The sequence below is a fragment of the Bradyrhizobium sp. WSM1417 genome (assembly GCF_000515415.1).
In the GTDB taxonomy this organism is placed as follows: Bacteria; Pseudomonadota; Alphaproteobacteria; order Rhizobiales; family Xanthobacteraceae; genus Bradyrhizobium.
In genome coordinates, this window is sequence record NZ_KI911783.1 from 4,899,333 (window position 1) to 4,919,474 (window position 20,142).

16 protein-coding genes are annotated in these 20,142 nt (G+C 63.7%); 5 read left to right on the top strand and 11 right to left on the bottom strand.

Translation table 11 applies throughout. From position 1 onward, the window contains the following. Position 1: 1 nt before the first annotated feature. A complete protein-coding gene (locus tag BRA1417_RS44220) occupies positions 2–175 on the bottom strand; it encodes a hypothetical protein (RefSeq protein WP_156948888.1) in 174 nt (57 codons plus the stop codon). Between the two features lie 99 nt (positions 176–274). Between BRA1417_RS44220 and BRA1417_RS0123790 the strand changes: the two genes are divergently transcribed. Continuing rightward, complete coding sequence (locus BRA1417_RS0123790) at positions 275–1,741, top strand: glucan biosynthesis protein G (RefSeq protein WP_371260024.1); 1,467 nt, start codon at positions 275–277, stop codon at positions 1,739–1,741. Next, positions 1,729–3,873 carry a glucans biosynthesis glucosyltransferase MdoH gene (mdoH, locus tag BRA1417_RS0123795; RefSeq protein WP_027517956.1) on the top strand — a complete coding sequence of 715 codons (2,145 nt, stop codon included), beginning with the start codon at positions 1,729–1,731 and terminating at the stop codon, positions 3,871–3,873. Before BRA1417_RS0123790 ends, mdoH begins: the two co-directional genes overlap by 13 nt. Positions 3,874–3,955: 82 nt before the next feature. Here the strand turns inward: mdoH and BRA1417_RS0123800 are convergent, their stop codons facing one another. Continuing rightward, positions 3,956–5,152: a Xaa-Pro peptidase family protein gene (locus tag BRA1417_RS0123800; RefSeq protein ID WP_027517957.1), complete on the bottom strand. Its 1,197-nt coding sequence runs from the start codon at positions 5,150–5,152 to the stop codon at positions 3,956–3,958. Between the two features lie 454 nt (positions 5,153–5,606). Between BRA1417_RS0123800 and BRA1417_RS0123805 the strand changes: the two genes are divergently transcribed. Genes BRA1417_RS0123805 through BRA1417_RS0123815 form a run of 3 tightly spaced genes read left to right on the top strand, consistent with a single transcriptional unit; the run spans position 5,607 to position 10,204 of the window. Then, on the top strand, positions 5,607–6,626 hold the full coding sequence (locus BRA1417_RS0123805; RefSeq protein WP_027517958.1) for a TRAP transporter substrate-binding protein: 1,020 nt from the start codon (positions 5,607–5,609) through the stop codon (positions 6,624–6,626). A gap of 15 nt (positions 6,627–6,641) precedes the next feature. Further along, a complete protein-coding gene (locus tag BRA1417_RS0123810; RefSeq protein WP_027517959.1) occupies positions 6,642–8,531 on the top strand; it encodes a TRAP transporter large permease subunit in 1,890 nt (629 codons plus the stop codon). 23 nt (positions 8,532–8,554) lie between these two features. Further along, positions 8,555–10,204, top strand: coding sequence for an acyl-CoA synthetase (locus tag BRA1417_RS0123815; protein ID WP_027517960.1), 1,650 nt, complete (start codon positions 8,555–8,557; stop codon positions 10,202–10,204). 84 nt (positions 10,205–10,288) lie between these two features. Here BRA1417_RS0123815 and BRA1417_RS0123820 read toward each other — a convergent pair whose 3' ends face one another. From BRA1417_RS0123820 to BRA1417_RS0123860, 9 genes are all read right to left on the bottom strand, one after another. Beyond that, positions 10,289–11,266, bottom strand: a complete 978-nt coding sequence (locus BRA1417_RS0123820; RefSeq protein ID WP_027517961.1) for a TRAP transporter substrate-binding protein — start codon at positions 11,264–11,266, stop codon at positions 10,289–10,291. A gap of 36 nt (positions 11,267–11,302) precedes the next feature. Then, positions 11,303–12,616: a TRAP transporter large permease gene (locus BRA1417_RS0123825; RefSeq protein WP_027517962.1), complete on the bottom strand. Its 1,314-nt coding sequence runs from the start codon at positions 12,614–12,616 to the stop codon at positions 11,303–11,305. A gap of 2 nt (positions 12,617–12,618) precedes the next feature. Continuing rightward, positions 12,619–13,212, bottom strand: coding sequence for a TRAP transporter small permease (locus tag BRA1417_RS0123830; protein WP_027517963.1), 594 nt, complete (start codon positions 13,210–13,212; stop codon positions 12,619–12,621). A gap of 165 nt (positions 13,213–13,377) precedes the next feature. Continuing rightward, the gene (locus BRA1417_RS0123835; RefSeq protein ID WP_027517964.1) at positions 13,378–14,175 is read right to left on the bottom strand and encodes an MBL fold metallo-hydrolase; all 798 of its coding nucleotides are present in this window, start codon (positions 14,173–14,175) and stop codon (positions 13,378–13,380) included. Positions 14,176–14,188: 13 nt separating this feature from the next. Continuing rightward, positions 14,189–14,965, bottom strand: coding sequence for a TatD family hydrolase (locus BRA1417_RS0123840; RefSeq protein ID WP_027517965.1), 777 nt, complete (start codon positions 14,963–14,965; stop codon positions 14,189–14,191). A gap of 13 nt (positions 14,966–14,978) precedes the next feature. Then, positions 14,979–17,003, bottom strand: coding sequence for a methionine--tRNA ligase (gene metG, locus BRA1417_RS0123845; protein WP_084462284.1), 2,025 nt, complete (start codon positions 17,001–17,003; stop codon positions 14,979–14,981). A 109-nt stretch (positions 17,004–17,112) separates the two neighbouring features. Beyond that, positions 17,113–18,159: a DNA polymerase III subunit delta' gene (locus tag BRA1417_RS0123850; RefSeq protein ID WP_027517967.1), complete on the bottom strand. Its 1,047-nt coding sequence runs from the start codon at positions 18,157–18,159 to the stop codon at positions 17,113–17,115. Continuing rightward, a complete protein-coding gene (gene tmk / locus BRA1417_RS0123855; protein WP_027517968.1) occupies positions 18,156–18,842 on the bottom strand; it encodes a dTMP kinase in 687 nt (228 codons plus the stop codon). The genes BRA1417_RS0123850 and tmk overlap by 4 nt, the downstream gene beginning before the upstream one ends. Positions 18,843–18,844: 2 nt before the next feature. Beyond that, a complete protein-coding gene (locus BRA1417_RS0123860; RefSeq protein WP_027517969.1) occupies positions 18,845–20,107 on the bottom strand; it encodes a D-alanyl-D-alanine carboxypeptidase family protein in 1,263 nt (420 codons plus the stop codon). Between the last annotated feature and the right edge of the window lie 35 nt (positions 20,108–20,142).

The window sequence follows — 20,142 nt, forward strand, 5'->3', positions numbered from 1 at the left end:
ATCATCCAGTTACCTTCGGGGGCTGCAGCGTTGCGTGGCGCCATGGCTCGAGAATGCTCAATCGGAAATTGCAGCTCGTCCTGCAGGCGCAACCGAGGCGGATCAGCGCGATGTTGCCCAAGTCCGCATCGATGACCTCGTCGGCAACACCGTGCTCGGATTCGGCGGCGCTCATGGAACTCGTTCGCCATGAGGGGGTTGCATTGCGGTTGGAACCGAACGGGTAGCACAGTTGAATCGCCGGCAATTCCTGGAAGCCTCGGCATTGACGCCATTGGCGACATTACTACCTGGCGCAGTCTCGGCGGCATCGGCGGCAGAGTTGCCGTTTGGCCCCTCTTATGTCCGCGACCTTGCGCGCAATTTGGCGAGTAAGCCCTTTGCGCCACCAGAGGAAAAGGTCCCGGATGCGCTCAAGGATCTCACCTACGATCAGTACCGGTCAATTCGCTTTCTGCCGGAGCGCGCGGCTTGGCGCAGCGAGAAGCTGCCCTTCGAGGTTCAGTTTTTCCACCGCGGCTTTTTCTACAAGAACAGGGTCGACATTTACGAGGTCGCCGGCGGACGAGCCGTACCGATCAGGTACCGGCGCGACGATTTCGCATTCGGCGACAATATCGGCCAGGTACCGGACGCCGATCTCGGATTTGCCGGCTTTCGCATTCACGCCCCGATCAATCGGCCCGACTATTACGACGAGGTTTGCGCGTTTCTCGGCGCCAGCTACTTCCGTGCCGTTGCCAAAGGCGAGACCTACGGCCTGTCCGCGCGCGGTCTGTCGATCGATACCGGCGAGAGCAAGGGAGAGGAATTTCCCCTCTTCAAGGCCTTTTGGCTGGAGAAGCCCGCGCCGGGTGCCACATCCGTCGTGGTCCATGCACTGCTCGACAGCAAGAGCGCTACGGCAAGCTATCGCTTCACGATCAGGCCAGGCGCTCCGACGGTCTTCGACGTGGAGATGTCGCTCTATCCGCGGATCGAGCTGCAGCATGCCGGCCTGGCGCCGATGACGAGCATGTTCTTTTTCGGTCCGAACGACCGACACGATGTCGACGATTTCCGCCCTGCCGTGCACGATTCCGATGGGCTCGCAATGTTCAATGGAAAGGGCGAGCAACTCTGGCGTCCTCTCAACAACCCACGCGATCTGCAGGCCAGCACGTTTAATGACCTCAATCCTCGCGGCTTCGGCCTGATGCAGCGGGAGAGAAATTTCTTTGCCTACGAGGACATCGAATCGCGCTTTGAGCGTCGCCCGAGCCTCTGGGTCGAACCGATCGGAGATTGGGGAGAGGGCAGTGTGGTCCTCTTTGAGATCCCGACCAAGGAGGAAGTTCACGACAACATCGCCGCCTTCTGGCGCCCGAAGACGGCCCTCCAGGCCAAGAGCGAAAACAACTACACCTACCGCCTGCACTGGGGTCCGGACGCGCCGAAGCCAAATTCCCTGGCCCGGTTCACCCGCACAGGCGTTGGCGCGCGGGGCGACGACAGCAAATTGTTCGTGCTCGAACTCCTTGGTGACAAGCTGAAAGAGGTCGATCCTGGCAAGGTGAGGGGTGCCGTCAGCGCCGACAAATCCGAGATCAAGAACGTCGTCACACAGCCAAACCCGGAAACCGGCGGCTGGCGCCTGAGTTTTCAATGCGCCGTGAAGGACGCGCCTGTCGAGTTGAGGGCGGTCTTGATGCAAGGCGATCAAGCCATCTCTGAAGTCTGGGTTTACCGATGGGCGCCCTGACGTCGTCGCCCGCGCATTCGCCTGAGCTTGGCATTCGATATCTTCCCGACGAAACGCCTCTCCCGATGCTGCCCTGCCGTTTGGACAGGACAAGTCGTGCCGATCCGGCGCGACTACGGACCATCCCTGCCGTTGCAGCGCGGCGCCTGTTCATTCTTGGCGGAACGGTCGCGATTACCGCTGCGGGCGCTGTTGAGATGTACGACGTTCTCAAGGTTGGTGGCGTCACGGTCCTCGAAGGCATGGTGTTCGGGCTGTTTCTCGTGCTGCTCGCCTGGATCGCGTTTTCGTTCGTGTCTTCAGTCGCCGGTTTTTTTGTGCTCCTGCGGGGCCGACCGGATGTGCTGCCAATTGACAGCCACGGTCCGCTGCCCGGGATCACCGGCCGAACGGCGATGCTGTTGCCGACCTATAACGAGGATCAGCACCATCTCATGGCGCGACTCCGCGCCATGTACGAATCGGTCGGCGAAATCGGACAGGCCCCGTTGTTCGATTGGTTTCTGCTCAGTGACACCACAGATCCGGACATCTGGATTGCCGAGGAGCTTGCGTTTCTGGAACTGCAGCGCAACTGCGGTTCGGGCCATCTCTACTACCGTCACCGATCTGACAACACCGCCCGAAAGTCCGGCAACATCGCCGAATGGGTGAGGCGGTTCGGTGGCGCCTACGACTACATGATCATTCTCGACGCGGACAGTCTGATGAGCGGAGAGACCATCGTTCGGCTGGTGGGCGCGATGGAAGCGAACCCGCAGGCCGCGCTGATTCAAACGCTTCCGATCGTCGTCAATGCGCGAACCCTGATTAGCCGGCTTCAGCAGTTCTCGGGTCGTTTGTACGGTCCGCTGATCGCGGCCGGAAACGCCTGGTGGCACGCCTCCGAGGGCAATTATTGGGGACATAATGCCATCATCCGGGTGCAGGCTTTTGCGCAAGAGGCGGGCTTGCCCGAATTGCGCGGGAGGAAGCCTTTCGGCGGCCACATCCTCAGCCACGATTTTGTCGAAGCCGCGCTGATGCGGCGGGCGGGGTGGGGGATTTTCATGGCTCCAGGACTCGGCGGGAGTTTCGAGGAGGTGCCACCGTCGCTACTGGATTTCGCCGCGCGGGACCGCCGCTGGTGTCAGGGCAATCTCCAGCATCTTTCCGTTCTGCCGGCTAGAGGCCTGCACTGGGTCTCCAGGCTTCACCTGTTGACCGGCATCGGCTCCTATCTCACCGCGCCCCTGTGGCTGCTGTTTCTATTGCTCGGAATCCTGATCTCGTTGCAGGCCTATTTCGTCAAGCCGGAGTACTTTCCCAAGGGCTTTTCGTTGTTTCCAACCTGGCCCGCACAGGATCCCGTGCTCGCCGCCTGGGTCTTTGCCGCGACGATGGGGCTGCTCATCCTGCCCAAATTGCTGGCCTACCTCGTTTTGCTCACCAGACGTGCGGAACGGCAGGCATTCGGCGGCGGATTTCGCGTGCTGCTGGCGGTGATCGCCGAGAGCCTGCTTGCCGCCTTGATCGCCCCATCCATGATGATCTTTCAATCCACCGCCGTGGCGGAGATCCTGCTGGGCCGTGACGCGGGTTGGCAAGTTCAACGGCGAAGCGATGGCAGGATCACGCGCGATGAAGTCTATCGCAAGTTCACGGTGCCGACCCTATGCGGTCTGGCCATGGCGGCAAGCGCCTACGCCGTGTCGCTTCCGCTGCTGCTCTGGATGTCGCCGGTGATCATCGGCCTGGTTTGCGCCATACCGATCGGTCTCATCACGTCGACCGCGCCGCGAATGGCGCACCTGTTTGCGACGCCGGAGGACAATCGCGCGCCGGCACTGCTGCAGAGGGCGAGAGAGCTCGCCAACCTGGATCGGATCGAGGCACGCGGGGCTCTGATCGAACTTAGACAGAACCCCGCGTTGCTTGGACCGCACATGCAGTCCCTCGAAACGCCGCCTCGCAAATCGCGCCAAATCGACATAGATCTCGCGATAGGCCGGGCCAAGATTGAGCAGAGCGACGATTTCGAGGAGGTCGTCAGCAGCCTCAGCGCACGCGAGACCCTTGCCGTGCTGAAGCACCGAAATGCCCTCGAGCAAGTCATGCGAATGCCGAGAGCGACCGCTTCCGCGGAAGTCTAGGTCATGGGCGATGTAGGTCAGGGCGTTGATGGCCCGGTGGTGCTCAGGCAGAGGGCGAATGTCTGCGCCGTGGGCGGTGCCGCTACAGCGAACTGCCCCCCAGATTCCACCCACGACCACCCTCGCCAAAGATCTCGTAGCCCGTCGCCGTCACCGCGACCGTGTCCTCGAGCTTGATGAACCCGCGCTTGGGATGCTTCATTGTGGTCTCGATCGACACCACCATGCCTGTTTCGAGCGGCAACCGGGCGTCGGTGTCGTCGTAGGGAATCGGGCCCTTGGCAGTCAGGTGAGGGGCCTCGTGGCTGACGAGGCCCATGCCGTGGGCCAAAAACTCCGTGCAGTCACGCTGGCTGATCTTCGCGAGCTGCCGCTCCGCCGCGACGTAGATGTCGCCGCCCAGGGCGCCGGGCCGGACCGCGGCGAAGGCCGCGCGCTGGACCGCCTCGATCTCGGCCAGGCAGGCCTTCAACTCGGCATCGGGATCACCGAGCACCGCCATGCGCGCGAGGTCGCCGATATAGCCGTGATAATTGCCGCCGGAATCGAGCGACAGCACGTCACCTTGCTCCCAGCGCTGCGCTGACGGCGCCCGGTTGTGGCTGTTGCCGCAGGCGAGCAGGCAGTATTCGAAGGTCAGTCCGCGATTGGCTTCGGCGATCCGCAAGGCGTCCGACAATTGCTGCTTGGTCGTGCCCGGCCCGTGCCCGGCGATCACCGCCAGCATCGAGGCGATCACCAGTTCGGACGCCGTCTTGAGTTTCGCGAGCTCGTCGGCCGACTTGACCGCGCGCAGCCGCTCCAGCACCAGCAGCGCGTCCTTGAGCTCGGCGCCGGGCAGGGCGTCGGCAAGCGCCCGGCCCGCATCCATCGGCAGGAACGCCATCTCCACCCCGACCCGCTTCAGGGGCACGCCGGCGTCGCGGATCAAGCTTACGGCCCGCGTGATCGCATCGACCGAGCCGTTGGACTCGGTCCGGACCTGCGCCACCCATGGGGGCGCGACGGCGCGCTGGTGGGTCTCCAGCCGATGCCCGACATAGACCGCGTGCTCCGGTGCGCCCTTGGGATAGACCAGGACCGGCAGATAGCGGCTGACGCCCAGCGCATCCATGTAGTCGAAGAAGATCGCGCGCTCGGCACCGAGCATGTACTGCACATTGTGCTTGGAGGTCGCGACCAGGACGTCGAGGCCGGCGGCCTCCATCAGGCGGTCGAGCTTGGCCGCATCGAATGGAATGGCGCGCGAGCGATCTGCGCGGGCGACGTTCTCCTGCATGACGAGCCTCCAATGCTGCCGTGGCCTCAACCGCTGCGTCGGTTTGCCGGGGCTTGCTTGGCCCCAAGTGTGAGCCGAGAGAGGGCTTCTGGGTAGGTGCGGAATGATCGGGCCTGATCTGCACGTCCATATCCATGATTCGCATAAGGTATATTATGGAATATATTTATGCACAATCAGATCAGTTATTTAGCTGGAATTCCTCTCATGGGACCTTCGTTCCTCGTCCTTTTCCACGCCGGCCGTCGCACGTCGCCCCGACTTTCTACGGCTACTGTGCATGGGGTTGTTTTTCGGTTTTTGAATCCGGCCCATGCCTCCGAAAGCCGATATTGCCGTGACGATGTCCGGCTGCAATAAGCGAAGCTTCGCGAGATCGCAGATGACCTTCTGACCTTCCGTCCGTATAGGTTTGCATCTCAGAACAACAACAAACTTTCGAGGAAGCAGACCCATGAGCTTTTCCCGCCGCACGCTTCTCAAGGCCTCCGCCGCGACCGCGGTCCTGGGCGGCCTCAGTGCGCCCCATGTGGCCCGCGCCCAGAGCGCCGAGTTCACCTACAAATACGCCAACAACCTGCCGGACACCCATCCGCTGAACGTGCGCGCCAAGGAGATGGCGGCGGCGATCAAGGCCGAGACAGGCGGCAAGTTCGACCTCCAGATCTTCCCGAACAACCAGCTCGGGTCCGACACCGACATGCTGAGCCAGATTCGGTCCGGCGGCGTCGAGTTCTTCACGCTGTCGGGACTGATCCTGTCGACCCTGGTGCCGGCGGCCTCCATCAACGGCATCGGCTTCGCGTTCCCGGACTACGGCACGGTCTGGAAGGCCATGGACGGCGATCTCGGCGCCTTCGTCCGCGGCGAGATCAAGAAGGCCGGTCTCGAGGTCATGGACAAGATCTGGGACAACGGCTTCCGCCAGACCACGTCGTCAAGCAAGCCGATCACCGGTCCGGACGACCTCAAGGGCTTCAAGATCCGCGTGCCGGTGTCGCCGCTGTGGACCTCGATGTTCAAGGCGTTCGATGCGGCGCCCGCCTCGATCAACTTCGCCGAGGTCTATTCCGCGCTGCAGACCAGGATCGTCGAGGGCCAGGAGAACCCGCTGGCGATCATCTCGACCGCCAAGCTCTACGAGGTGCAGAAATACTGCTCGCTGACCAACCACATGTGGGACGGCTTCTGGTTCCTGGCCAATCGCAAGGCATGGAGCAGCCTGCCCGAGGATGTGCGTACCATCGTTGCCAAGAACATCAATGCTGCAGCGCTCAAAGAACGTGAGGACACCGCCAAGCTCAATGCCAATCTGCAGCAGGAGCTCGCGGGCAAGGGCCTGACCTTCAACCAGCCCGCGGTCGCGCCGTTCCGCGACAAGCTGCGGTCCGCCGGCTTCTATGCCGAGTGGAAGGGTAAATATGGCGATCAGGCCTGGGACCTGCTGGAAAAGGCGGTCGGCAAGCTGTCGTAACGCGTTGGAGCCGTCATGGCTCATATCGAGGTCGAAGTGAACGGAGTGGCGGGCGAGGCGACTGTTCGGTCCCCTCGCCGACCTTCGTTGCTGGCCTCGACGGAGCGCGCACTCGGCCTCCTCGTCGAAATCCCGGCGGCGATTTTGGTGGTCGCCGAGATCGCGATCCTGTTTGCCGGCGTGGTCGCGCGCTACGGCCTGCACCGGCCGCTGATCTGGTCGGACGAGCTCGCCTCGATCCTGTTCCTGTGGCTCGCCATGCTGGGCGCGGCGGTCGCGTTCCGCCGCTCCGAGCACATGCGCATGACCGCGGTCGTCGCCAGCACCAGGCCGGCCACGCGGGCCTGGCTCGACCTCGTGGCGACCTGCGCGGCGCTGGCCTTCCTGGCGCTGATCGTGTGGCCGTCCTGGGACTACGCCTACGAGGAAAGCTTCATCACCACGCCGGCGCTGCAGATCTCCAATATGTGGCGCGCCGCGGCGCTGCCGGCCGGCATCTGCCTGATGGCGGTGTTCGCGCTGTTGCGGCTGCTGCGCGCAGCCGATTACCGCATGGTGCTGACGGCCGCGGTCGCCGTTGCTGTCGTTGTCGGCCTGTTCTGGCTGGCGCAGCCCTATCTGCGGCCGCTCGGCAACCTCAACCTCGTCATCTTCTTCGTCGGCGTCGCCGGCTTCTGCGTCTTTGCCGGTGTTCCCATCGCGTTCGGCTTCGGGCTCGCCATCTTCGGCTATCTGGCACTGACCACGCGCACGCCGGTCATGGTGCTGGTCGGCCGGATGGACGAGGGCATGAGCCACCTCATTTTGCTCTCGGTGCCGCTGTTCGTATTTTTGGGGCTGCTGATTGAAATGACCGGCATGGCACGGGCCATGGTCGCCTTCCTGGCGAGCCTGCTCGGCCACGTCCGCGGCGGGCTGCACTACGTCCTTGTCGGCGCCATGTACCTGGTCTCCGGCATCTCAGGCGCCAAGGCGGCCGACATGGCGGCGGTCGCGCCCGTGCTGTTCCCGGAGATGAAGCAGCGCGGCGCCAAGCCCGGCGATCTCGTCGCGCTCCTTGCGGCCACCGGCGCGCAGACCGAAACCATTCCGCCGAGTCTCGTGCTGATCACGATCGGATCGGTCACGGGCGTCTCGATCGCCGCGCTGTTCACCGGCGGCCTGCTGCCCGGGGTCGTGCTGGCGATCACGCTGTGCATGCTGGTTTGGTGGCGCTACCGCCACGAGGATATGAGCCATGTCCGACGCGCCACAGGTGGCGAGATCGGCAAGACCTTCGTCATTGCCCTGCCCGCGCTCGCGCTGCCCTTCGTGATCCGCTATGCCGTGGTCGAAGGCATCGCGACCGCCACCGAAGTCTCCACCATCGGCATCGTCTATGGCGCCCTGGTCGGCCTCCTCGTCTACCGCCGCTTCGACTGGCGGCGGCTGTTTCCGATGCTGGTCGAAACCGCTGCGCTGTCGGGCGCGATCCTGCTGATCATCGGAACGGCCACAGGCATGGCCTGGGGCCTGACGCAATCGGGGTTCTCGCGCTCGCTGGCGTCGGCCATGACCGGACTGCCGGGCGGCGCGGGGACCTTCATCGCCGTCTCGATCCTGGCCTTCACCATCCTCGGCAGCGTGCTGGAGGGCATCCCGGCGATCGTACTGTTCGGGCCGCTGTTGTTTCCGATTGCGCGTGCGGTCGGCGTGCACGAGGTGCACTATGCCATGGTGATCATTCTCGCCATGGGTATCGGGCTATTCGCCCCGCCCTTCGGGGTCGGCTATTATGCCGCCTGCGCCATCGGACGCGTCGATCCGGCCGAAGGCATCAGGCCGATCTGGGGTTATCTGCTGGCGCTGCTGGTAGGATTGATCGTCGTCGCCGTGTTTCCGTGGATCTCCATCGGATTCCTGTAAGCCGGCGCGTGAGGGAGGTGTCGATGAGCGAGCGGCAGAACCAGTACAATATCGGTCTCGACAAGACGCCCGCCAACTACGTGCCGCTGAGCCCGTTGAGCTTCCTTGCGCGCAGCGCCTTAGTCTATCCCGATCACGTTAGCACGGTCTACGAAGGGCGCAGCTTCACCTGGCGCGAGACCCATGAGCGCTGCAAGCGCTTTGCTTCGTACCTTGCCGGCAAGGGCATCGGCGTCGGCGACACCGTCGCGGCGATGCTGCCGAACATTCCGGCGATGAACGAGGTGCATTTCGCCGTCCCCATGACGGGTGCCGTGCTCAACGCCCTGAACATCCGGCTCGATGCGCCTTCGATCGCATTTCAGCTCGACCATGGCGGCGCAAAGATCATTCTGGTCGACCCGGAATTCTCGGGCGTGATCACCGATGCGCTGTCGCAGATGAGTGGCCCAAAACCGTTCGTGATCGACGTCGACGACGCCGCCTTTAAGGGCGGCAGGCGCATCGGCGAGATCGAGTACGAAACCGCCGTCGCGCAAGGCGATCCTGACTTCACGGCGATCCTGCCGGGGGACGAATGGGACGCGATCGCGCTGAGCTACACCTCGGGCACGACGGGAAATCCCAAGGGCGTCGTCACCCATCATCGCGGCGCCTATCTGAATGCCGTCAGCAACATTCTCGCAGGCCAACTCGGCCAGCACCCGGTGTACCTCTGGACGCTGCCGATGTTCCACTGCAACGGCTGGTGCTTCCCCTGGACCATTGCGGCCGCCGCCGGCATCAATGTCTGCCTGCGCAAGGTCGAGCCGACCAAGATCTTCGAGCTGATCAAGCAGCACGGCGTCACCCACATGTGCGGTGCGCCGATCGTCTACAACACGCTGATCAACGCGCCCGATGCACCGAAGGGTGGTGCCGCGCGCCGCGTCGTCGGCCTGATCGCCGGTGCCGCGCCCCCGGTCGCGGTGCTCGAAGGCGCCGAGAGCATCGGGATCAAGCTGACGCACGTCTACGGCCTGACCGAGGTCTACGGCCCCGCCTCCGTCTGCGCCGAGCAGCCAGGCTGGGATGATCTGCCCGCGGCCGAGCGCGCCAGCTTGAAGCGGCGGCAGGGCGTGCCCTACCCGCTCGAGGAAGCCGTCACCGTCATCGATCCGCAGACCATGAGGCAGGTGCCGCGCGACGGCGAGACCATCGGTGAAGTCATGTTCCGCGGCAACATCGTGATGAAGGGCTACCTCAAGAACGACAAGGCGACGAAGGAAGCCTTCGAAGGCGGCTGGTTTCACACCGGAGACCTCGGCGTGCTCGACGCGCACGGCTACGTCATCATCAAGGATCGCTCCAAGGACATCATCATCTCCGGCGGCGAGAACATTTCCTCGGTCGAGGTCGAGGACATTCTCTACAAGCACCCGGCGGTGCTGTTCGCCGCCGTGGTCGCAAAGCCCGATCCGAAATGGGGCGAAGTGCCCTGCGCCTTCGTCGAGCTGAAGGACGGCGCGAGTGCAAGCGAAGCGGACATCATCGCCTTCTGCCGCTCGCATATGAGCGGCTTCAAGACGCCGAAGGCCGTGGTGTTCGGGCCGATCCCGAAAACGTCGACGGGAAAGATCCAGAAATTCCTGCTGCGTAACGAAGCGGGATCGGCGAAGGCGATCTCGGCCTGAGCTTGTCTCGACCTCCGCGGCGGTTGGGTGTCGCCGCGAAGTCGTTGCGCAGTTTCGACTGGGGTCCGCCGAGCCCCGTCGTCCTCACATCTTCTTGTAGGCGTCAACCAGGGCCTGGCCGTCGGCTCCCGCCTTCTTGAGCCAGTCGGCGGTGAGCTGTTCGCCGATCTTCTGGAATCCGGCCTTCAGGGCTGGGCTCGGCGGCTCGACCGTCATGCCCTTGGCCTTGAGCTGATCGATGTACCAGGTGCTCTTGTCCTGCCAGGCCTTCCAGCCGCGGGTTTCCGCGGTTGCGGCGGCCTTGAGGATGGCCTCCTGGGTCGGCTTGTCGAGCGCCTCGAACGCAGCCTTGTTGACGAAGGTGTAGTCCTTCGGGATCCAGGCTTGCACATCATAGAAGTACTTCAGCGACTCCCATGCCTTCGCATCGTAGCCCGTGCCCCCTGACGACATGAAGGAGTTCACGACGCCGGTCGCAAGTGCCTGCGGCAGCTCGGCGGCCTGAATGGTGACCGATTGCGCGCCGACGAGCTCGCCAATACGCGCGGTCCCAACGTTGTAAGCCCGCCATTTCAGGCCCTTCATGTCTTCGATGGTCGCAAGCGGCTTACTGACATAGACGCCCTGCGGCGCCCACGGCACCACGAACAGCAGCTTGAGCCCCTGCGCATCGAGCTTCTTGGTAATCAGCGGCTTCGACGCCTGGTACAGCTTCATGGCGTCCGGAAAGCTGGTCGCCAGAAACGGCACGACGTCGACCCCGTACACCGGATCCTCGTTCTCGTGGATCGACAGCAAGACTTCGCCCATCTGCGCCTGCCCGGTCATCACCGCGCGCTTGATGTCGGGCGCCTTGAACAGTGAGGCGCCGGGATGAACCGTAATCTGGAGCTTGCCGGATGTCGCGGCCTCGACGTCCTTGGCGAAGGCAACGAGGTTCTCGGAGTGCGGATTGTCGGCGGGATACGCTGCCGGCAGATTCCATTTGGTTTGAGCCAATGCGGGCGTCGCGGCCAGCACGGCGCCGGCGATCAGGGATGCGCGGAATAAACGAGAGATCATCGGGCTTCTCCTCACAGTCAATTTCAAACGGTACGCTCAGTCTGGGAAAGCGAGCTTGGGCAAGAACATCACGATCTGCGGATACTCCGTGATGATGAACACGGCCGCGAGCAGCAGGACGAAGAATGGGAACGCCGCTCGCGCGACGGTCAAGGTATCACGCCCGCTCATGTTCTGGAGCACGAACAGATTGAAACCGACCGGCGGCGTGATCTGCGCCATCTCGACGTGGATGATGAGATAGACGCCGAACCAGACCAGGTCGAGACCGGCCTGCTTGACCATCGGCAGCACGATCACGGCGGTGAGGACGATCATCGAGATGCCGTCGATCAGGCATCCCAGGATGATGTACATGATGCTCAGATACAGCGCGAGCATGCCCGGCGTGAGCTGCTGGCCCTGGACCCAGGTGGCGAGCGCTGCCGGAATTCCCGTATACGCCATCGCTGCGGTCGTGTAGGCCGCGCCTGCCAGGATCAGCATGATCATGCAGGTCAGGCGTGTCGCGCTCATGATGCTTTCGAGGAAGTTCTTGCGTGTGAGCGTGCGACTCCACCACGCCAGCAGCAGCGCGCCGGAGACGCCCCAGGCGGCACACTCCGTCGCGGTCGCAAACCCCAAGACGAGCGACAGGAAGACGGCCAGGATCAGCAGCAGGCACGGCGCGAGCTTGGCGGACTCTTGCAGCTTCCGGCGGAACGACATCGGCGGGTCCCGCGGCGGGACCTTTTTTGGATTGAGCAGCGACCAGATGATGATGTAGCCGGAATAGAGCACCATCACGAGCACGCCCGGCAGGAAGCCGCCGAGGAAGACCTGAAGCACGGAGACATTCGCCGTGACCGCATAGACCACCATCGGGATCGACGGCGGGATCAGCAGGCCGAGCGTACCCGAGCCCGCGAGCGAGCCGAGGCTAAGGCTCTTGTCGTAACCACGCTTGTCCAGTTCGGGCAGCGCGATCTTGCCGATGGTCGCGCAGGTCGCCGCCGACGAGCCCGACACCGCTGCGAAGATGCCGCAGCCGATCACGTTGACATGAGTGAGGCGCCCGGGCAGCCATTGAACCCAGGGTGACAGGCCTCGAAACATCTCCTCGGACAATTTGGTGCGGAAGAGGATCTCGCCCATCCAGATGAACAGCGGCAGCGCGGCGAGCGTCCATGACGAGCTTGCGCTCCATGTCGTGGTCGCAAGCACCGAGCCGAGCGGCAGGCTCGTGGTCAGCGCCATCGCCACGAAGCCGACGAGCCCGAGCGAAACCGCGATCCAGATGCCGCTTCCCAGCAGCAGGATCATCACGCCGAGCAGAATGAACGACAGTTCGATCATGCCGAGATTGGCCATCGTCAACCTCCGCCGCCCTGCGAGATCCGTTCGATGAATTCGTCCGGGGTCTCGTCCGGCGAGCCCTTTTCGTAGCTCGGCCGGTTGCCGCCGACGACACTGATCATTTCATCAATGAGCGCGATCGACAGGATCACGAGTCCGCCGGAAAACCCGAGCTGCGGAATCCAGAGCGGAAGCGCGACGACGCCCTGCGCCACGTCGTTGAAGCGCCAGGAATCGTAGGTCATCTGCACGGCATGCCGAGTGAAATAGAGGATGAAAGCGGCGGCAATACCGAGCGCCACGACCTCCGCAACCTGCTTGGTGCGCCCATGCAGACGCTCCAGCAACAGGCCGACGCGGATCATCTCTCCGCGCTTGAAGGTGTGAGCGAGGCCGAGGAATGCCATCGCGGCCATGCACCAGGAGGCGAAATCATCGCCGGCGGGAATGTTGACCGCAAACTGGCGCCCGATCGACATGATCATCATGATTGCAAAGATCGCAACCATGAACGCGCCGGCGGCGTAGCCCGCACCGAGATAAAGGAGATCCAGCGCGCGTCGCACCGGTCCCCGGCTCGTGACATCGTCCCCTGCCAACGCGATCCCCATCCTCACACGAGGCGATTCAGACGGTCCCGGCGATCGCACGTCGCGCGCCGGTCCTGCATGAATATCGCCCCTGCCCAGCGCCTGTCTTTCAGACGTTAGATCAACATGATGGGCCCAGCGCAAGCAAGGAGTATGCCGGCTCTCGCCGGAATTTCCACCGCAGGTTCAGCGGGTCTCCAGCCGAAGCCCGTCATACGCGGGCACCACTCCCGCCGGCAGCGACTGCCGGATCACCTCATAATCCACATCGGCTGTCATGTTGGTGATGACAGCGCGCTTCGGCTTGAAGCGCTCGATCCAGGACAACGCGTCGTTGATGCTGAAATGGCTGACATGGCTGGTGTAGCGCAGGCCATCGACGATCCAGAGATCCAGATTTTCCAGTGCGCCCCAGCTCTCGCGCGGGATGTCGTTGAGGTCGGGTGTGTAGGCGGCATCGCCGATGCGATAGCCCAGCGCGGGAATGTTGCCGTGCTGCACCAGGAAGGCCGTCATCGTCACCGCGCCGCCCTTCCCCTGGATGGTCTGGCTTTCACCGGCCTCGATCGACTGCGCCGTCAGGATCGGCGGATAGTCGCTGCCCGCCGGCGAGACGAAGCAATAGGAGAACCGCGACATGATGTCGTTCGCAGTCGACTGATTGAGGTAGGTCGGAATCCGCCGGCGCATGTGCATCACGACCGAACGCAGATCGTCCATGCCGTGGGTCTGATCGGCGTGCTCGTGGGTCAGGAACACTGCATCGATGTGGTCGACATTGGTCGAGAGCAATTGCTCGCGCAGGTCCGGCGAGGTGTCGATCACGATACGCGTGGTGCCCTCGCCCGATGTCTGCTCAACCAGCAGCGAACAGCGGCGACGGCGGTTCTTGGGATTGTTGGGATCGCAGGCACCCCAGCCGAGTGCCGGGCGCGGCACGCCGGCGGAGGAGCCGCAGCCCAGGATCGTCAGCGTCAGCGTCATGCGGCTCCCAGTTCTAAGCTTTCACCCTGGAGAACAGGCGAAAGAAGTTTTCGCTTGTCTGGCGCGAGATCTCGTCAAACGACACGCCGCGTGTTTCGGCGAGCACTTTTGCGACCTCGACCACATAGGCCGGTTCGTTGCGCTTGCCCCGGAACTTGCCCGGCGCAAGGTAGGGCGAGTCTGTTTCAACCAAAATACGGTCGGACGGCAGTTCGGCCGCAAGCGCGCGCAGGGCCTCGGACTTCTTGAAGGTCAGGATGCCCGTGAAGCCGATATAGAGCCCGAGCGAGACCGCCTTCAGCGCCAGCTCGCGCCCGCCGGTGTAACAATGCAACACCGCGCGAAACGATCCCTTTGCCGTCTCCTCTTCAAGGATGCGGCCGCAATCCTCGTCCGCCTCACGGGTGTGGATTACCAGCGGCAAGCCAGTGGCGCGGGCGGCGGCGATGTGCGCACGAAAGCCCCTCGCCTGCGCCTCCGGCGAGCCGTTGTCGTAGAAATAGTCGAGCCCGGCTTCGCCGAGCGCGACGACCTTCGGATGCTGCGTCAGCGCGATCAGCTCGTCCGGAGCGATGCCGTCCTCCTCATCCGCATTATGCGGGTGGGTGCCGACCGAGCAATAGACGTCGTCATAGCGCTCGGCGATAGCCAAAAGCTGGTTCAGCTTTTTCACCCGCGTCGAAATGGTGACCATGCGGCCGATGCCGGCCGCTCGCGCCCGCGACACGATCCCGTCGAGATCCTCCGCAAAATCCGGAAAATCCAAATGGCAGTGGCTGTCGACCAGCATGGTGCGAACGCCCTTAGGCTGCCGGCTCGATGTAGCGCGGGAAGGCCGGCGTCGGCGCGGGCAGCGTCGTACCGGGCGCGATGCGCGTCGCGCCGCCGAGCGCGGCGAAGTTGCGCTCCCCTTCGGGGATACCGAGGCTGTTCAGCAGCAATCCCGACGCGGTCGGCATCGCCGGCTGGGTCAGGATCGCGATCTGGCGCACGACTTCGGCGGTGACGTAGAGCACCGTCTTCTGCCTGACAGGATCGGTCTTTGCGAGCGCCCACGGCGCTTCGCCCGCGAAATAGCGGTTGGCTTCCGCGACCACGGCCCACACGGCGTTGAGCCAGTGATGGATTTGCTGCGTCGCCATCGCATCGCGGGACGCCGCTAGCATGCCGTCAGCTTGTGACAGGATCGCCTTGTCGTTGTCGCTGAATTCGCCGGGCTCCGGGAGCACGCCGCCGAGCTGCTTGGCGATCATCGACAGCGAGCGCTGCGCGAGGTTGCCGAGATCGTTGGCGAGATCGGCATTGATGCGCGCGACGATGGCCTCGTGATTGTAGTTGCCGTCCTGGCCGAACGGTACCTCGCGCAGAAAGAAATAGCGCATCTGGTCGACGCCGTACTGGTCGGCGAGGTTGAAGGGATCGACCACGTTGCCGACCGACTTCGACATCTTCTCGCCCCTGCTGAACAAGAAGCCGTGGGCATAGACCCGCTTCGGTAGTGGGATCCCGGCCGACAGCAAAAAAGCCGGCCAGTACACCGCATGGAAGCGGATAATATCCTTGCCGATGATGTGCACATCGGCGGGCCAATAACGCCAATTCTTGTCGCTCTCGTCGGGGAAGCCGACGCCGGTGATGTAGTTGGTGAGCGCGTCGACCCAGACATACATCACGTGCTCTTCGTCGCCGGGCACCTTGACGCCCCAGTCGAACGTCGTGCGCGAGATCGAGAGATCGCGCAAGCCGCCCTTCACGAAGCTCACCACCTCGTTCTTGCGGGAGTCAGGCCCAATGAAATTGGGCTGCGTCTCGTACAGCTTGAGCAGCCTGTCCTGATAGGCCGACAGGCGGAAAAAGTAGCTCTTCTCCTCGACCCATTCGACCGGCGTGCCCTGCGGTCCGAGCCGCACGCCGTCGTCGTTCAGGCGCGTCTCATCCTCGGCGTAATAGGCTTCGTCGCGCACGGAATACCAGCCGGCATAAATGTCGGCATAGATGTCCCCGTTCGCTTCCATGCGCCGCCAGATCTCCTGGCTGGAGCGATGATGCTGCTCCTCGGTGGTGCGGATGAAGCGGTCGAACGACACGTTGAGGCGCTCGTCCATCTGCTTGAAACGGCCAGCATTGCGGGCCGCGAGCTCCGAGACGGACATTTTTTCGCTGGCCGCGGTCTGAACCATCTTCTGGCCGTGCTCGTCGGTGCCGGTCAGGAAGAACACGTCCTTGCCGTCGAGTCGTGCGAAGCGCGCCAACGTATCGGTCGCGATCGCCTCATAGGCGTGGCCGATGTGCGGGCTGCCATTGGGATAGGCGATCGCGGTCGTGATGTAGAAGACGTTGTCGCGCGCGGGCACGGCCACGGGCGTGGTGGTCTGCGGCGCTGCGCGAGGGGCTTTGGGCTTCGATGCATTGGGCTTCACAGCCTTCGGCGGCGTGGCGACAGGAGCTAGTGTGGTGGAAACGGCAGGCGCAGCCACCCTCGCCGTCTTGGCTATCTTCTTCGCCGGGGCCTCGTTTTTCGCCGCAGCCTTGTTCTTCGCCGAAGTCTTGCTTATTGCCGAAGTCTTGGCTGGCTTTTTGGTCGCTGTCTTCACCGTTTTCTTGGCAACGACCTGCTTCTTCGCTGCCTTCTTTGCCGTCTTCGCGGCGCTCTTCTTCCCGGTTTTTTTGGCGGCCGTCTTTTTGGTCTTCGTGGCTTTCTTGACCTTCTTGGCAGCTTTGCGCGCGAGCGCCTTCACGGCCTTCTTCGCGGCTTTCTTGACGGCCTTCGTGGCAGCCTTCTTCTTGCTGCTCTTGCCCTTGGCGGTTTTCTTAGCTCGCGCTGCCACGACGAATTCCTTTACCGGCTTCTCGAAATTTGGAAACGAACCTGCGTTAGTTTATTGTCTTGAGCGTGAACCCATCGGAAAACCGCTGCACACTTGTCCGGATCATGCTCTAGCGCGTTGCGTCCGCCAGCCAGCCGAACACCGAGAAAACCAAGGGCTTTCGCTCCAGATTGTAGGTTTCGGTGTCGCGCGCGGCGCGGACGATCTTTTCCCATACCTCAGCTAGACGCGCAAGGCGCGGCAGATTCTGGTTGGCATTGGCCTCGTCGGCGTGCAGGCGTTCCGCGATCCAGCGATCGATGCCGTCGATGAAGGCGGCAAGCGCAACGCGGTCGCTGGTGCCGAGCGATTCGCCGAGCGTGTGCAATTCGCGCGGATCGACCTGCGGCAGTCGCGCCAGCAGCGCGGCCGTGCGCTGCTGCAGCTTCAGGGCGTCACCGCCGAGTAGCGTCAGCGCTCGCGCGACGCTGCCCTCTGAGGCCTCCGCCGCCTCGCGCAACGCCGGATCGTTCCGGTCGAGATCGGCGGCGGCGGCGGCAGCGGCAATCACGTCGTCGGTTGCGAGCGCGCGCAGGCGCAGTTTGCGGCAGCGCGACTGGATCGTGGCGAGGACGCGCGCCGGCGCGTGGCTCACCAGCAGGAACAGCGATTGCTGCGGCGGCTCCTCGAGAATTTTCAGCAGCGCGTTGGCAGCATTCGGATTGAGCTCGTCGACGGTATCGACGATGCAGACGCGCCAGCCTTCGGCCGCCGCGGTCGAGCCGAAGAAACCGATCGTCTCGCGCGTCTCGTCCACGGTGATCACGGTGCGCATCACGCCGCGGTCGTTGGCGGTGCGCTCCAGCGTCAGCAGGCCACCATGCGAGCTTGCCGCAACCTGCCGCGCCACGGCGTGATCGGGATTGATGGCGAGGTCTTCGGCGCGCTGCACGGAAGGTGCCAGCGGCTGGCCGTGAGCGAGCACGAAGCGCGCCATCCGGTACGCCAGCGTCGCCTTGCCGATGCCTTGCGGCCCGCCAATCAGCCAGGCATGCGGGATGCGCCCGCTGCGATAGGCGGCGAGCAGCGCGGTCTCGGCCTCGCGATGGCCGAACAGAACGCTCGTCTCGCGCGGATGAGACATGGCGGTTTCGCGCTCGGTCTGACGCGGGCTCATATGGACACCACCGATGCCGGCGTCGGGAGCAGGCGATCACGCAGCACAGTCCAAATGCGTCCGGCAACCGTGTCGGGATCGGAATTGGCGTCGATCAGCACGCAACGCGCGGGCTCGTCCGCTGCGATCTTGCAATAGGCCTCGCGCAGGCCCTGATGGAAACTGAGCTTCTCGGCCTCGAACCTGTCCGGCGTACCGCTGCCGCGGCGTGCGGCCGCGCGCTGCAAGCCGATCTCGACCGGCAGGTCGAGGATGATGGTGAGATCCGGCTTGAGATCGCCGATCGTGACCCGCTCCATCGCGTTGATCAGCGCCGCCGGTACCCGGCCGAGGCTGCCCTGATAGGCCCGCGTCGAGTCGGCGAAGCGGTCGCACAGCACCCATGTGCCCTGGTTGAGTGCGGGCTGAATCACGGTGCGGACATGGTCGTCGCGGGCGGCCGCGAACAGCAACGTCTCGGCCTCGGGTCCGAGCAGCTTGCCCATGCCTGACAGCACCAGATGCCGCATGATCTCGGCGCCCGGCGAGCCGCCCGGTTCGCGCGTGACGAGAATGCGCATCCTGGCCGCCTTGAGACGATCGGCGAGCTTCTTGATCTGGGTCGACTTGCCTGTGCCCTCGCCGCCTTCAAAGGTGACGAAACGCCCGCGTCCGGACGGCCACTTTACCGCGCTTTCACTCATGATCAGAGCTTCTCGGCGCCCGCACGGAACATGCCGATCACAAGCTCGCTGGCGCCGTCGATCGCGCGACGCACGGTTGAGCCGGTGCCGATCGCGTCAGCGGCATAGACCGGCGTCTCCACCGCGATGTTGCCGCTGCGCCAGACCCTAACCAGCCCAACCTTCTGGCCGGCCTCGACCGGCGCGCGCACCGGGCCGCTATAGACGACGCGCGCGATCAGCTTGTCGCTGCCGTTCTTGTGCACCATCACTTTCACGGGCGTCTTGGCGACCAGTTTCACCGAACGGCTCTCGCCGCCGAACACCTTGGCGTAGCCGACGGGCTGATCGGCTGCGATCAGGGTGCGGGTCTCGAAATTGCGAAAACCCCATTCCAGCATCTTCTTGGCTTCGGTGGCGCGATCGTCGGGGTCTTCCAGCCCGTTGACGACGACGATCAGCCGCGTGCCGTTCTGCACCGCCGAGCCGACCATGCCGTAGCCGCCTTCCTTGGTGTAGCCGGTCTTGAGACCGTCGGCGCCTTCCATGGAATTGAGCAGCGGATTGCGGTTGGGCTGGCGGATCTTGTTCCAGGTGTATTCCTTCTCGCCGAACAGTTTGTAGAATTCGGGGAAATCGAGAATGATGTGCCGGGCGAGAATGCCGAGCTCGCGCACCGTCATCTTGTTGGCGGGGTCGGGCAAGCCGTTGGAATTACCGAAGGTCGACTTCGTCAGGCCAAGCTCGCGGGCGCGCTTGGTCATGAAGTCGGCGGCGAAAATCCGCTCGTTGCCCGCCATGGCTTCGGCCAGCGCAATGCAGGCGTCGTTGCCGCTCTGGATGATCGCCCCGTGCAGGAGGTCGTCGACCGTGACCTTGCTGTTGATCGCGGCGAACATGGTCGAGCCGCCGGAGGGGGCGCCGCCCCTGCGCCAGGCGTTCTCGCTGATCCGGTATTCGTCGGTCAGCTTGATGTCGCCTTTCTTGATGGCGTTGAAGACGACCTCCGCGGTCATCAGCTTCATCATGCTGGAGGGCGCGCGCAGTTCGTCGGCGTTCTTCTCGAACAGCACGCTCCCACTGGAGGCTTCGATCAGGATCGCGGTCGGGGCGTCGCCGTCGAAGCCGGCATCATCTGTTTTCTTGGCGCCCTGGACGCTCTGGTTGGCCGCGTAGAGCGCCCCGCCCCAGCCGATGGCCACCACCACAGCCGTCGCGATCAACCCGCGCGCCAGCGCTCCGGCGGTGAACCGGGTGCGCCCAAACGAGGAAAGATGAAATTCCATGGCCAAGCCCTGAGAGCGGCGTTCTAACAGTTGGG

Excerpts from the sequence above, each read along its gene's own strand:
- BRA1417_RS44220 (WP_156948888.1), bottom strand. The coding sequence starts at position 175 with ATGAGCGCCGCCGAATCCGAGCACGGTGTTGCCGACGAGGTCATCGAT.
- mdoH (WP_027517956.1), top strand. The coding sequence starts at position 1,729 with ATGGGCGCCCTGACGTCGTCGCCCGCGCATTCGCCTGAGCTTGGCATT.
- BRA1417_RS0123800 (WP_027517957.1), bottom strand. The coding sequence starts at position 5,152 with ATGCAGGAGAACGTCGCCCGCGCAGATCGCTCGCGCGCCATTCCATTC.
- BRA1417_RS0123805 (WP_027517958.1), top strand. The coding sequence starts at position 5,607 with ATGAGCTTTTCCCGCCGCACGCTTCTCAAGGCCTCCGCCGCGACCGCG.
- BRA1417_RS0123810 (WP_027517959.1), top strand. The coding sequence starts at position 6,642 with ATGGCTCATATCGAGGTCGAAGTGAACGGAGTGGCGGGCGAGGCGACT.
- BRA1417_RS0123815 (WP_027517960.1), top strand. The coding sequence starts at position 8,555 with ATGAGCGAGCGGCAGAACCAGTACAATATCGGTCTCGACAAGACGCCC.
- BRA1417_RS0123820 (WP_027517961.1), bottom strand. The coding sequence starts at position 11,266 with ATGATCTCTCGTTTATTCCGCGCATCCCTGATCGCCGGCGCCGTGCTG.
- BRA1417_RS0123825 (WP_027517962.1), bottom strand. The coding sequence starts at position 12,616 with ATGGCCAATCTCGGCATGATCGAACTGTCGTTCATTCTGCTCGGCGTG.
- BRA1417_RS0123830 (WP_027517963.1), bottom strand. The coding sequence starts at position 13,212 with ATGGGGATCGCGTTGGCAGGGGACGATGTCACGAGCCGGGGACCGGTG.
- BRA1417_RS0123835 (WP_027517964.1), bottom strand. The coding sequence starts at position 14,175 with ATGACGCTGACGCTGACGATCCTGGGCTGCGGCTCCTCCGCCGGCGTG.
- BRA1417_RS0123840 (WP_027517965.1), bottom strand. The coding sequence starts at position 14,965 with ATGCTGGTCGACAGCCACTGCCATTTGGATTTTCCGGATTTTGCGGAG.
- BRA1417_RS0123850 (WP_027517967.1), bottom strand. The coding sequence starts at position 18,159 with ATGAGCCCGCGTCAGACCGAGCGCGAAACCGCCATGTCTCATCCGCGC.
- tmk (WP_027517968.1), bottom strand. The coding sequence starts at position 18,842 with ATGAGTGAAAGCGCGGTAAAGTGGCCGTCCGGACGCGGGCGTTTCGTC.
- BRA1417_RS0123860 (WP_027517969.1), bottom strand. The coding sequence starts at position 20,107 with ATGGAATTTCATCTTTCCTCGTTTGGGCGCACCCGGTTCACCGCCGGA.